This window comes from Albimonas donghaensis, from assembly GCF_900106695.1.
In the GTDB taxonomy this organism is placed as follows: Bacteria; Pseudomonadota; Alphaproteobacteria; order Rhodobacterales; family Rhodobacteraceae; genus Albimonas; species Albimonas donghaensis.
Window position 1 is genome coordinate 354,339 of sequence record NZ_FNMZ01000001.1, and the last position, 12,654, is coordinate 366,992.

Sequence of the window (12,654 nt, forward strand, 5' to 3'; positions counted from 1 at the left end):
GCCTGCGCGTGGGTATGCGTGCGTCTTCCTGGGGTTAAGTATGCTTTTGCGAATATCCGCTGCGCTTTTGGGCGCAGGCCTGTTGCTGTGCGGGGCCGGGGCCGGGGCCGCGACCCGCTACGACGTCTCCGCCTATCCGTTCCACGCCGCCGAGCTGGACTCCGAATACGTCATCCAGGACGGCGTGGTGGTGAACCCGTTCTCCGGCGACGCCGCCACCGATAACGGCTACAGCCCCTCGGATTTCGGCGGCACCAGCTTCCGGCAGGGCGCCTTCGTGACCGGATCCACGGATGAAGCGGACGGCTGGTCCGGCAGCCATTCCCTGTCACTCTCCCAGATAGCCTATCGCGGCGGCGGCTTCCAGTTCGGCTTCGACAGCAATGAGCCGGGGCATGACATCAAGGTCGGCCTGGCGCGCATCCAGATCGAGATCGACGGCGTCATGATCTGGGATTTCGACCCCTTCGTCGGCGCGGCCGCGGTGCAGACCGCCATCTGGCTGAACGATCTCGACAATGACGGCTGCGCGTCCTGCGGCCAGACCAACAACCCGCGCGGCTCGGGCGTGGACATGGGGCTGTACCTGCCCATCTCCACCGTCGCCGCGGCGGCGGGCGACGCGACCATCACCGGCGCGTCGACCTTGGTCTTCCGGTGGATGCAGACGTCGACGGGGGAGGCCGGCTCCTCCGGCGCCGGGGCGGAGCAGTGGAACCTGCTGAGCTCCGGCATCGGCGCGACGTTCCTGGAGGATGAGGTGGTGAACCCGCCGATGCCGTCGGTCCCGCTTCCGTTCAGCGGGCCGCTGCTGGCGTTCGGGCTGGCCGCGCTCATCGGGGGGTCGCGGCGCGCGGCGCGGGGCTGAGCCGGGCGGCGGCGGTCGCGAGCGGCGCGCGCGGTCGGGCGGGGCCGTGCAGGCGGGGCTCAGCCCGAGCAGCTCGCCCCGCCCAGCACGCAGAATTTCGAGCAATGCGGGTGGTTCAGCTTCACCGGGGCCGAGGCCGCGTCCAGCGTCTCGCCCAGGTCGAAGGCCGGGTCGTAGGGGATCAGCGTGCAGGCCGCGACCGAGGCCCGCGCCGACCCCTTGCGCCGCACCACCATCCGCGCCGAGGCGCACATCACCGCGTCCGGCGACAGGCCGAGAATCCCCCAGCAGGCGGTGGTGATCTCGGGCGTCGGCGCGGCCTCGTCCATCTCGGGGAAGATCACGCAGGCGCCCGGATCGGCGGCGTCGATGGCCAGGCCCTCGCGCGCGAAAAGCGCGGCGTAGCCGGCCCGCGCCTCCGCCTCGCGGCCCAGCATGAAGGCCCGCCCCGCCACCGCCAGCCGGGCGCCGGGCGCGTGGTCGCGCAGCCAGCGCATCCCCTCCAGCGAGGCCGCGAAGGCCCCCGCCCCCCGCTCCGCGTCATGGGCGGGGGCCGCGTGGTGGTCGAGCGAGACCCGGAACGTCAGCCGCGCCCCGAACCGCGTGGCCAGGTCCGCGATGCCCGCCTGCACCGACGGGCGCATCATCGGGCGCATGGCGTTGGTGAGGATCAGGACCTCGTGCCCCGCCTCCAGCGCGGCCTCGGCCATGCCGATCATCTCGGGGTTCATGAAGGGCTCGCCGCCGGTGAAGCCGACCTCGCGCAGGGGCCAGTCGAGCGCGCGGGCCTCCTCCAGGAACCGCTCGACCTCGGCGCGGGTCATGTAGACCAGCCGGTCGTTCTTCGGCGAGCTCTCGATATAGCAGCTCGGGCAGTCGATGTTGCACAGGGTGCCGGTGTTGAACCACAGCGTCCGCGGATCGCTCAGCGCCACCGAGGCGCGGGCTTCGCCGGTCGCGGTCACGTCCGGGTCCTGGAAGCGGCCGCGGGCGGGCAGGGCGAGCGGGCTGGCGAGCGCGTCGTCGGGGGGCATGGGCGTCTCCGTCAAGGCGGCGGGCGGGGGGCGGCGGGCGGTGTGGCGCAGGCGAACGGATCGCGCTTGCGCGGTCTGGCCAATAGGCCCCGCGGGACGCCTTCGGGGCAAGAGGGGCGACCCGCCGAGAGGGGCTCCGTATCATCAACCCTGCGTGCGCGGCGAGGCTTCGCGCGGCCCTCGCCGCCCGGGACGCCGCCGCCCGCGCCCCCGGTCCCGCGCGCCGCGGGCGGAAGGGCGCCGCCGGCGGGCGCTCGACGCGGCGCCTCCCCCGTCTGGACGGATGCGCCCGGCGCGGCTATGGGAGGCCTCGGTCGGCCCGGCGCCCGCCCGCCCCGGCCCGGGCGCGCTCGTCCCCGCGCCTCCATCCGCATGATGCGCAGACAGCAGAGCCCAGGCCCGGAGCATCCGCCCATGAAAGACTTCCGCACGATCAAGATCGCCCCCTCGATCCTCGCCGCCGACTTCGCCGCCTTCGGCGAGGAATGCCGGGCGGTGGAGGCCGCCGGCGCCGACTGGATCCATGTGGACGTCATGGACGGGCATTTCGTGCCCAACATCACCTTCGGCCCCGAGACCGTCCGCGCCCTGCGCCCGCATGTGACCGGCGTCATGGACGTGCATCTGATGATCGCGCCGGTGGACCCCTATCTCGCCGCCTTCGCGGCCGCGGGCGCCGACATGATCACCGCCCATGCCGAGGCCGGGCCGCATCTCGACCGCACCCTTCAGGCGATCCGCGAACTGGGCTGCCATGTCGGCGTGGCGCTGAACCCGGCCACGCCGATCGCGGCGATCGAGCATGTGCTGGACCGGATCGACATGGTCTGCGTGATGACCGTGAACCCCGGCTTCGGCGGGCAGAAGTTCATCATGTCCCAGGTCGAGAAGGTCCGGAACCTCAAGGCCATGATCGGCGAGCGCCCCATCCATATCGAGATCGACGGCGGCATCACGCCCGAGACCGCGCCGTTGATGAGCGCGGCGGGCGCCGATGTGCTGGTCGCGGGCTCGGCCGTGTTCAAGGGCGGCTCGCCCCGCAACCCGCAGGTCTACGCCGACAATATCCGCGCCATCCGCGACGCCGCCGAGGCCGCCCAGCCGCCGCTCGCGGCCGAGTGATCCCGCGGGCGCGGCGCGCGCAGGCGCCCCACCCACCGGTTCGACGCAAGACCGACCGCCCCCGGCGCCGCTAGCTCAGGGGGCGGTTTTCGTTTGATGGGAAGGGACGGGGCATGGATCTCGATTTCGGCGGCAAGACGGTTCTGGTGGTGGGCGGCTCCAGCGGCATCGGCAACGGCATCGCCCAGGCGTTCCGCGCCCGCGGCGCCTCGGTCCATGTCTGGGGCACCCGCGCCGCCGCCGCAGACTACGCCGACAATCCCGACAGCGACCTCGAGGGGCTGACCTACGCGCAGGTCGACGTCTCGGACTTCGCGGCGGTCGAGGCGGCGATCCCCGGCTTCGAGACCCTCGACGTGCTGGTGCTGAGCCAGGGCACGGTGATCTACAACCGCGGCGAGTTCGAGATGCCCGGCTTCACCAAGGTCGTCGACGTCAACCTCAACAGCCTGATGGCCTGCGCGGCGAAGTTCCACCCGATGCTGGCGGCCGCCAAGGGCGCGCTGATCACCATCAGCTCGACCGCGGCCTACCACTCGACCCGGGGCAACCCGGCCTACGCGGCCTCCAAGGTCGGGGTCGTCGGGCTGACCCGCACTCTGGGCGAGGCCTGGGCCCGCGATGGCATCCGGGTCAACGGCATCGCGCCGGGGCTGGTGGACACCAAGCTCACCAAGGTCACGACCGAGAACCCGGCCCGCCTCGAAGGCACGCTGAAGTCGATCCCCATGCGCCGGCTGGGCCTGCCGGCGGACATGGCGGGGGTGGCGCTGTTCCTGGCCTCGCCGCTGTCGGCCTATGTCTGCGGGCAGACGATTCCCGTCGATGGCGGGCTGATTCTCTAACGATTTCGGCGACAATCGACGCCCCGCAGGTCTGATCCTGCCGAAAACGGGCCCGGCGCCGATGGGCGCCCGGCTCGATAACGTGGACGTCATGTTTCCACGCCGGAGACGCTGATCGGCAAGCATATGCCGTCATGAAGATTTTCGCTTTCGCGCGCCTTGGCGGGCGAAAGCGGAGAAACCTTGCGTCTCCCAATCATCTCCAGATCGCGCTATTCATTTTAGTGAACGCACGCAAGGGCGCGGCGGCTCCGGGGGCGGAGTCCGTCGCGTGACAATGGGGAATACACATGACGGTTTCACGCGCCGCTTTCGCGGTCGCGGTGACGTTGGGCATGGCCTTTCAGGCCACGCCCGGCGCCGCCGCGCTGTTGGATGCGCAATATCTGATGCAGGGGTTCAACAACATCGTTCTGGGCGACGTCACGGCGCAAGCCGAGACCGAGGGGTCGGTCTTCGTCGGCGGCGATTTCACCGGGCCGGTGAACATCAACCCGCGCGGCCAGTCGAATGTCGATATCGGGGCGGGGGTCTCCGGCACGCTGGTGGTCGGCGGTTCGGTCTACGGCGCGCCCAAGCTGCAGACCGGCGACGCGGCCATCGGCGGGACCAGCACGGTGATCAACAACGGGTCGGGCACGGTCCGCTCCGGCATCTCCGGGATCCCGGCGGAGGAGGTCGGCAAGGTCCTGCGCGACGCCTCGCTGGAGCTCGCGAGCTGGGACGACACGCCGGGCGGCACGGCCAATATCTCGGATCGAAACAACATCAGCTTCGACGCGGTGGGGGACGCGAACAACATCGCGGTCTTCAACATCTCCGCCGATGCGCTGAGAAGCGGGACCTTCAAGGGGGTGAACGCCGAGCCGGACGTGACGGTGATCATCAACGTGTCGGGAACGTCGGTGACCGTCGGCGTGAACGGGAACGAGACCGGCTCCAACGTGCTGTTCAACTTCTACGAGGCGGTGACGCTGAACATCGACACGGCCTTCAACTACTCGATCCTGGCGCCGCTGGCGAACATCCGGCTGCAGGGCGGGGGCATCAACGGCACGGTGGTGTCGAACAATCTCACGCAATACGCGGAGATCCGGCCGGACAACTTCTCGGGGACCTTCGCGTTCGAAGAGCCGGACGCCCCGTCGAACGTGCCGGCGCCCCCTGCGCTGTGGCTGATGGCGGGGGCGCTGGCGGGGTTCGGGGCGCTGAAGGCGCGCCGCCGGGCGATCTGATCGCGCGGGCTGATCGCGCGGGCGCGGCGTCCGGTCAGCCTTGTCGGCCGGGCCGCGCCGCGGTTCCCCGTCAGCCGTCGCTCCGGAGCGATCAGGCGCGGCGGCGCGACGCGGCCAGCGCGACAAGGCCGGCGCCCAGAAGCAGCCCGCTCGCCGGAAGGGGAACCGCCGTCAGGTCGCCCGACTCGGCCAGGGTGTCGGTGTCGGTGATGAAGGCCCAGGACTCGCTCGCGCCCAGCCCTCCGCCGGTCGTGCCGCTGAGATCCACGTTCATCAGGGCGAAGAGATCGCCCACCGGCTCCGCGCTGCCCACGCCCACGGCCGCCGAATAGGTCACGACGATGGCGCCGGTCAGCGCGGTTCCGGACTCGATCAGGTCGCGCCCTCCGGACGATCCGGGCGTGCCGCTGTTCGGATTGCTGCGATCGAACAGCGTGTCGCCGGCGCCCGCGTCGAAGAACAGGGATTCCAGCGCGGTTCCGGACAGATTGGTGATCTGGAACGGGTTGGAATAGGTGGTGTTGGTCTGGAAGATGCTGAAGAGCGACCCGGTCGCGCCGCCGGAATTGGCCGCTGTGGGCGCGAAGACCAGGGTCTCCGTCGCGCCTCCGGCGAAGGCGGCGGTGACGGTCATGCCGGTCATGTCGGCGCCGTCGGTCGTGTAGCTGGCCACGCCGTTCTGGCTGATGAGCGAAGCGGCGCCACCTTCCTGGTAGGTGATCGTCGCGGCGAAAGCCGAGGCGGGCGCCAGGGTCGCCAACAGGATGAGGGAAGCGGTACGGAACATGGCGTGTGGTCTCCCACGGATACGCGAAAACTTAACCGTGCCTAACCTGAATCGGCTCCTGAGAAAACCCGGTATCTCTCGGAAATCTATGCGCAAAATGGAAACGATCACCAATGCGCGCATCGGTTGAACAAGGCGCCGGGAGGGATGTCTGAAAGGGGAGCGGCGCTTCCCCAAGGTCACGCGGCGGCGGTCGTCATTCGACGAGGCCCGAAGGCGAGGCGGCGCGAAAAGGCGAGGCGCATCGGCTCCGCCTGGGCGCACGCGGTTTCGGTCGGGTTCGCAAGGGGATGGAGCGGGTGAAGGGAATCGAACCCTCGTCGTAAGCTTGGGAAGCTTCTGCTCTACCATTGAGCTACACCCGCGACAGGCGGGTTGGTACGCCGGGTCCGCGCCGCCGTCAAGATGCCGCGCCGACCCCGTTGCGCTTTCGGGCGCGCCGCCCGTCGCCCGCGACCTCGCCCCCGGTCCGGGGCCGTTACCTTCTTGCTAACGATACGCGCCGACAATGCCCGCTGACGGCAGTGCGGAACGGGAGACCGAGGATGGAGCTGGAGGCGGAGGACATCGCCCTGATGCGCGATGGCTGGCGCAGCGCGATGCGCGTCCGCGCCATGGCGGCGGGGCTGTTCTACGGACGGCTGTTCCAGATCTCGCCGCAGAGCCAGGCGCTGTTTCGCGGCGATCTGGCCGCCCAGGGCCGCAAGCTGGCGGAACTGATGGACTATGTGATCCTGCATCTCGACGCGCCCGACACGCTGCTTCCCGCGGCGGAGGCGCTGGCGCGCCGTCATGTGGAATACGGGGTGCGGGCGGAGGACTACGCCAATGTCGGCCAGGCGCTGATCTGGATGCTGGAGCGGGTGTTGAAGGAGGATTTCACCCCCGCCCAGCGTCTCGCCTGGGGGCGGGGCTACGCGGGGCTGTCGAAGGCGATGATCGCCGCGGCCGATCCCGCCCGGTCCCCGCGGCTCGGGGTTTCGGGCGGATGAGGCGGGCCCGCGCGCCGGGGCCCGCCGCGAAAATCACGCATGCCGCGTCGAATCGGGGCCGGCGCACACCAAACCCTAACCAAGTCGGTTCATTGCTTCGGCGACGATTCCTTTAGGCCGCATGGCGAGGTGAGACGGATGCCGGAGGACGAGGCCCTGCTTCGCGCGCTGGCGCAGCTCGAACGCCGCCGCACGCGGGAGGCGGCGGCGCTGCGGGAAGCCAACGCGCTGCTGGCGGGGCTGGAGCGGATGACCGCCGCCGACGGGCCGGCGGAGGCGCTGGCCGCGCTGCTCGACGCGCTGCGCGGGGCCCTGGGTTGCGACGCGACGGCGGTGCTGACGCCGGAGGGAGGAGACCTGGTCTTCGCCCATGCCGCGGGCCTGCGCCTGGCGGGCTGGCTTCCCGGCGCGGCGGAGGCCGTGGGCGCCGCCCCGGCCCGTCTCGACGACCTGTCGGAGGAGCCTTGGTGGCCGGGCGACCGTCGCGGCGTCGATCACGGCTCGGACCCCGCGTCGCCGCAAGAGCCCGCCGCCGGCCGGCCCGATCGGCCCCCCGCGTCCTCCGCCGCCGCACCCCGCCAAGCCGAATCCGAAGCCGCCGCCGGCGAGCCCCCGCCCCCCGCGCTTCCGCCCTTGGCGCGGCCCGGTGCGCGCGACCCGCTCGCCGGTCTTCCCCCGGCGATGGCCGCGCGGCTCGCGGGGGGCGCCGGTCCGCCGGCCTCTCCGGCCCCCGAGGCGGAGACGACCGCGCCCGGGTCGGACGACGCGCCCATGCGGGCCTGGATCTCCGCGCCCGTGCCGGCGGAGGACGGCGCCCCGCCCTCCGTCCTCGCCTGTCTCTCCCGCCGCGCCGCCGGGTTCGGCGACGACGACCTGCGCCTGGTGGCGCGCTTCGCCGGGCTCGCCGCCCAGGTGCTCGCCAACCACGCGCTGGCCGAGCGCAACGCGCTGCTCGCGGCGGTGGTCGAGGGGTCCTCCGCCTCCGTCGTCATCGCCGAGGCCTCCGGCCACGCCCCGTCGCGGCCCGCGTCCGCCTCCCGCGGCGACTTCCCGCTGATCTACGTCAACCGCGCGTTCGAGACCCTGACCGGCTGGTCCCGCGCCGAGGCGCTGGGCCGCGACTGCCGCTTCCTCTCGGCCGAGCCCCCCGACAGCCCCGAGCGCGCCCGCCTTCGCCAGGCCATGCAGGACGGGGCGACGGGCCGCTTCGTGCTGCGCAACCGCGCGCGCGACGGCCGCGCCTTCTGGAACGAGCTCTCGCTGCACCCGATCCTCGACGCCGACGGGCGCATCGACAAGATCGTCGCCACCCAGGTCGACGTCACCGAACGCATGAAGGCCGAGCGCGACCGCGACCGCGCCCGCTCGCGCCTGATCAACGCGCTGGCCTCGCTGGGGCAGGGGTTCCTGCTGCTCGACGACCGCGGGCGGGTGGTCTTCGCCAACCCGCCCTATCGCGATTTCTTCGCCCCCGGCGACGCGCCCTGGGCGCCCGGGCGCAGGTTCGAGGATGTCTGGGCCGCCCGCCTCGCGGCGCAGGGTCGGCCCGAGGACGCCGCCCGCGCCGAGGCCCGCGCCCGGCTGGAGGGGATGCGCGCCGGCCGCGCCGAGCGGGAGGAGACGCTGCCCGACGGCCGCATCCTGCTGATGACCGAACAGCCCGCCCCCGATGGCGGCTGCATGTCCATGGCGGTCGACGTCACCCGCCTTAAGACCTCCGAGCGGATGCTGGCCGGGCGCGCGGCGGCGATGGACGCGGCCCAGGACGGCATCGCCATCGCCGATGAGGCGGGGCGCATCGTCTACATGAACCCCGCGCATCGGGCGATGTTCGGGTTCGAGGATGAGTCGGCGGCGCTGGGGCGTCCCTGGCTCGACCTCTACGCCCCGGACCGGGCGGACTGGCTGGTCCGCCGCATCCTGCCCGAGCTGGAGACCCGCGGCGCCTGGCGCGGTGAGCTCAAGGGCCGGCGGCGCGACGGCGGCGCGGTGGATCAGGAGGTTTCGCTGACCCTGGTCGAGGGCTTCGGCCTTGTCTGCGTGAGCCGCGACACCGCCGAACGGCGGCGGGCGGAGGCCGAGCAGGCTCGGCTGCGCGATCAGCTCCACGCCGCCCAGCGGCATGAGGCGATCGGGGTGCTGGCGGCGGGGATCGCGCATGATTTCAACAACCTGCTCTCCGCGATCACCGGCTCCGCGGCGATGATCGCGGGCGCGGTCCCCCCCGCCGCGGCGGAGCGGCGGCATGCGGAGCGGATCCTGGCGGCGGGCGGACGGGCGGCGGACCTGGTCTCTCGCCTTCTGGCGGTGGGCCGGCGCCCGGCGCCGCGGGCCGAGTCCGATCTGCGCGCGGCGCTGGACGACGCCACCGACCTGGTGCGCGCCGGTCTGCCGACCCAGATCGACCTGCATATCGAGGCCGCGGAGACGCCGCTTCGCGCCCGCATCGACCCCACTGATTTCCTGCAGGTGCTGCTCAACCTGGTGATCAACGCCCGCGACGCGATGACGGAGAGCGGGGCGGCGGGCGTGATCTCGGTGGTGCTGGACGCGGCCATGGCGCCGGAACCGGGCGACGACCCGACCCCGTCGGCGGAGCCGGGCGGGGCGGCGTCCGGTGGTCGGGCGAGCCCGCAGCCGGGCGGCGGCGCCCTGGACGCGAGCCTTGCGCGCGCCGCCCACTCGGCCGGGACCGCGCCGGCCGCGCTGTCGCCGCCTTCCGGGCCCGCCCCCGCGCCCGTCCCCGCACCCGTCCTCGCACCCGTCCTGGGGCCAGCCTCGGCGCCGCGCTTCGCGCCGGCCGAAACCCAGGCGATCTCCGCGTCCTCCGCGCCCGGACGATCCGCCGTCGTCGACCCGCTGTGCGGCGCGCCGGCGTTGCGGCTCAGCGCGGCCCCCGCCGGCACGGCCTGCGCCCGGCTTCGGGTCCGCGACACCGGCTGCGGGATCCCGCCCGACCGGATCCGGGAGATTTTCGAGCCCTATTTCACCACCAAGGGCGGGGCCGGCACCGGGTTGGGCCTGTCGGTGCTGGCGAGCCTGGTGCAGGGCGCGGGCGGCGGGCTCGCCCTGCGCTCGCGCGAAGGGGTGGGGACCGAGTTCGAAGTGCTGTGGCCGCTGGCGCGTCCGGATGCGGCGGCGGCGCCGGCGCCTTCCGCGGTTCATGCGGGCGGCGCCGGGGCCGGGGCCATGCGGCGCGACGCGGAGGCGCAGGACGATCCCGCGGCGCGCACCGGGCGCTCCATTGGTTCAGCCGCCATGGCCGCGTCGTCCTCGACGCCCGCCGCCGCGCCTCCCTTCGCCCCGCCGGCGCCCGACCTGCCGGCCGCGCGCCCGCTTGCCGGCGCGCTGGCGCTGGTGGTCGACGACGACCCCGCGGCGGCCGAGACCCTGGGCGCCTTGCTGGAGTCCGCCGGGGCCGAGGCCGCGATATGCCAGCACCCCGCCGACGCGCTGGACGCGTTGGGCGAGGATCCCGGGGCGTGGCGCCTGCTGGTCACCGATTTCGAGATGCCTGGCCAGAACGGCGCCGACGTGGCCGAGGCCGCGCGCCGGCTCGCCCCGGGCCTGCCGGTGCTGCTCTGCACAGGACTGGGATTCGAGGCGGTGCGCCGCGCGGGCGGGGAGGGGCTGTTCGATGCGGTGCTGCCCAAGCCCATCGATCCCGATCGCCTGATCGCCGCCTGCGCCCGCGCGATCGCGGCACGCTCGGGGCTCGCCGCGTCGGGCGCCCCCGTCCCGCCTGACGCCGTCCCGCCCGACGCCGCGCCGCCCGACGCCGCGTCCGGCGCCGCCCGGCCTCCCGGAATCGCCGCCGATGCGCGCGCCGACGGGGCGCCGACGCCGCCCGCCCCAAGCGCCGCCGACCCGCCGCCCCGCGGGTCCCCCGCCCGTCCGTCGCCCGCCTCTCCCCGCGCAAGGACCGAGACCCGATGAAGATCCTGATCGCCGACGACCACGACCTGGTGCGCGACACGCTCGCGGCCTTCCTGTCGCTGGAGCCGAACCTGGACGTCTCGGCGGTGGAGAGCCTGCCCGCGGCCACCGCCCGGATCGAGGCGGAGGGTCCATTCGACCTGGTGATGCTGGATTACGGCATGCCGGGGATGAACGGGCTGCGCGGCCTGGGGGAGGCGATCGGGCTGAATGGAGGGCGGCCGGTGGCGCTGATGTCGGGCGTCGCCCCCCGGGCCGTGGCGGCGGAGGCGCTGGAGGCGGGCGCGGCCGGATTCCTGCCCAAGACCATCGCCGCGGCGTCGCTGGTCCACGCGGTGCGCTTCATGCTGGCCGGCGAGAAATACGCGCCGATCCAGTTCATGACCGCGCCGGAGGCCGAGCCCGAGGCGCATCCGCTGGCCGACAAGCTCTCCGGGCGGGAGCGGGAGGTGCTGGGCGGGCTGTGCCGGGGGCTGTCCAACAAGGAGATCGCGCGGGAACTGGAGCTTCAGGAGGTGACGGTGAAGCTGCACGTCAAGACGCTGTGCCGGAAGCTGGAGGCGCGCAACCGCACCCAGGCGGCGATGATCGCGAAGGAGGCCGAGCTGATCTGAGCCATCGGAGCCCCTTGCGGGGCGCACCTTTCTCTCCGGCCGCAGGCGGCCTCCGGGCGCCGGGGCTTGTCGTGGTCGGCGGGCCGGGACCGGGGGGCGGGTTCTCATGGTCGCGAGCCGGAAACGGATGGCGGCGTGCCTGCGCGCCGAGGCGGGCATGTGGGCGGCGGGGATGTCGTCGGGGTTCCGCTGCTGGCGGGCGGCGAGGCCCGGACCCACGGGCGCCGGTTCAGCCGCCGCTCGCCCCGGCGCCGTCGGCGGCAGGGCCGCGGACGGATTCCGACCGCCTCCCGGCGGGCCGCGCGGGGCGGGCTGTTCGTCCAGAGGCCGCGGGCGGTCGGGCCCTCGCGGATCGCGCGGGCGTGGCAGGCGCGGTTCGCGATCCCGGGCCCGCCGCCCTAGTCTCGATCAGCGACGAACGGGGGCACATACCGGCGCGTTCCCAGCTGGTCGAGCGTCAGTTGCAGGCGGACGGGACGGCAGTCGGAGCCGACCCGGGCGCGGCTTTTCGGGGTCGAGCCGGGTCGGGGCAGGGGACGTCCGCCCCCCGGTTCGCCCACGGATTGCGGGAACGGCCGTGCAGCCATGGTCGCCGGCGGCGCTCCGCCTCTTGTCCCGGCGGCGCTCCGCCTCTTGTCCCGGCGGCCCTCCGCCTCTTGTCCCGGCGGCCCCATACGCCCGGAGACGGATGCAGGAACCGCCGATCATCGCGATGTCGCGGTCCCGGCCCCCCGGCGGACAAGTCGCCGGCAGAGCATCGAGCGCGGACCGAACCGCTCGCGCAGGTCTCTCCAGAGGCGTCCGGCCCCTCCACGGATGCCGCCGATCACCCGAAGGTTGTCCCCCCATGGCTTTCGCGGAGCCGCGGGGCGGGAAGATCGCCCATCCCCTGTCGCCCGGAGCGTGGCGGCGTATCGAAGCCTCCTGTCTTCGGCGGTTGGGTCAAACCCTCGCGCCCACACGGATCCCGTCCGCGGGATCAGTTCGCGGGGCCAGGTCCCAGCGGCGAAGACACTGGCATGACGAGACCCTCCTGGGAGGGCCTGCGCAGGTCGCCTCGCGCGCCGTGACCTCGCCCGCGGACTCGCCGCGGCGCCGGGAGGGGGAAGTCGTGACGGCGGCGCGCGGTCCGGGCCGTCTTCGACGGTCGCCCGCGACCCTGTCAACCGTCCGTCCGCCGGCCGGATGGAGATGGCTCCGCGGGCGCCCCGGCCGCAGCGC

9 protein-coding genes and 1 tRNA gene are annotated in these 12,654 nt (G+C 73.3%); 7 read left to right on the forward strand and 3 right to left on the reverse strand.

Translation table 11 applies throughout. The annotated features are described in order from the left end of the window. Positions 1-82 precede the first annotated feature (82 nt). Complete coding sequence (locus tag BLV24_RS01445; RefSeq protein WP_092679360.1) at positions 83-868, forward strand: hypothetical protein; 786 nt, start codon at positions 83-85, stop codon at positions 866-868. A gap of 59 nt (positions 869-927) precedes the next feature. On the opposite strand, the gene BLV24_RS01450 is transcribed toward BLV24_RS01445, so the two are convergent. Next, positions 928-1,902, reverse strand: coding sequence for a radical SAM protein (locus BLV24_RS01450; protein ID WP_092679361.1), 975 nt, complete (start codon positions 1,900-1,902; stop codon positions 928-930). Positions 1,903-2,316: 414 nt separating this feature from the next. Here BLV24_RS01450 and rpe point away from each other — a divergent pair, with 414 nt between their 5' ends. From rpe to BLV24_RS01465, 3 genes are all read left to right on the forward strand, one after another. Further along, entirely contained in the window at positions 2,317-3,024 is a 708-nt protein-coding gene (gene rpe / locus BLV24_RS01455; protein ID WP_092679362.1) for a ribulose-phosphate 3-epimerase, read from the forward strand. Positions 3,025-3,137: 113 nt separating this feature from the next. Beyond that, complete coding sequence (locus BLV24_RS01460; protein ID WP_092679363.1) at positions 3,138-3,869, forward strand: SDR family NAD(P)-dependent oxidoreductase; 732 nt, start codon at positions 3,138-3,140, stop codon at positions 3,867-3,869. Between the two features lie 290 nt (positions 3,870-4,159). Further along, positions 4,160-5,104: a collagen-binding domain-containing protein gene (locus tag BLV24_RS01465; RefSeq protein ID WP_092679364.1), complete on the forward strand. Its 945-nt coding sequence runs from the start codon at positions 4,160-4,162 to the stop codon at positions 5,102-5,104. Between the two features lie 91 nt (positions 5,105-5,195). Here the strand turns inward: BLV24_RS01465 and BLV24_RS01470 are convergent, their stop codons facing one another. Both BLV24_RS01470 and BLV24_RS01475 read right to left on the reverse strand, forming a co-directional pair. After that, complete coding sequence (locus tag BLV24_RS01470; RefSeq protein ID WP_092679365.1) at positions 5,196-5,891, reverse strand: VPLPA-CTERM sorting domain-containing protein; 696 nt, start codon at positions 5,889-5,891, stop codon at positions 5,196-5,198. A gap of 291 nt (positions 5,892-6,182) precedes the next feature. Beyond that, positions 6,183-6,256: transfer RNA gene (locus BLV24_RS01475), tRNA-Gly, on the reverse strand. 180 nt (positions 6,257-6,436) lie between these two features. Here BLV24_RS01475 and BLV24_RS01480 point away from each other — a divergent pair. The 3 genes from BLV24_RS01480 (at position 6,437) to BLV24_RS01490 (ending at position 11,433) form a co-directional block, all read left to right on the forward strand. Next, on the forward strand, positions 6,437-6,883 hold the full coding sequence (locus BLV24_RS01480) for a globin domain-containing protein (protein ID WP_092679366.1): 447 nt from the start codon (positions 6,437-6,439) through the stop codon (positions 6,881-6,883). Between the two features lie 138 nt (positions 6,884-7,021). Next, the gene (locus tag BLV24_RS01485) at positions 7,022-10,819 is read left to right on the forward strand and encodes a PAS domain S-box protein (RefSeq protein WP_092679367.1); all 3,798 of its coding nucleotides are present in this window, start codon (positions 7,022-7,024) and stop codon (positions 10,817-10,819) included. Beyond that, on the forward strand, positions 10,816-11,433 hold the full coding sequence (locus BLV24_RS01490) for a response regulator transcription factor (RefSeq protein ID WP_092679368.1): 618 nt from the start codon (positions 10,816-10,818) through the stop codon (positions 11,431-11,433). Before BLV24_RS01485 ends, BLV24_RS01490 begins: the two co-directional genes overlap by 4 nt. The last annotated feature ends 1,221 nt before the right edge of the window (positions 11,434-12,654 follow it).

Excerpts from the sequence above, each read along its gene's own strand:
- BLV24_RS01450 (WP_092679361.1), bottom strand. The coding sequence starts at position 1,902 with ATGCCCCCCGACGACGCGCTCGCCAGCCCGCTCGCCCTGCCCGCCCGC.
- rpe (WP_092679362.1), top strand. The coding sequence starts at position 2,317 with ATGAAAGACTTCCGCACGATCAAGATCGCCCCCTCGATCCTCGCCGCC.
- BLV24_RS01460 (WP_092679363.1), top strand. The coding sequence starts at position 3,138 with ATGGATCTCGATTTCGGCGGCAAGACGGTTCTGGTGGTGGGCGGCTCC.
- BLV24_RS01465 (WP_092679364.1), top strand. The coding sequence starts at position 4,160 with ATGACGGTTTCACGCGCCGCTTTCGCGGTCGCGGTGACGTTGGGCATG.
- BLV24_RS01470 (WP_092679365.1), bottom strand. The coding sequence starts at position 5,891 with ATGTTCCGTACCGCTTCCCTCATCCTGTTGGCGACCCTGGCGCCCGCC.
- BLV24_RS01480 (WP_092679366.1), top strand. The coding sequence starts at position 6,437 with ATGGAGCTGGAGGCGGAGGACATCGCCCTGATGCGCGATGGCTGGCGC.
- BLV24_RS01485 (WP_092679367.1), top strand. The coding sequence starts at position 7,022 with ATGCCGGAGGACGAGGCCCTGCTTCGCGCGCTGGCGCAGCTCGAACGC.
- BLV24_RS01490 (WP_092679368.1), top strand. The coding sequence starts at position 10,816 with ATGAAGATCCTGATCGCCGACGACCACGACCTGGTGCGCGACACGCTC.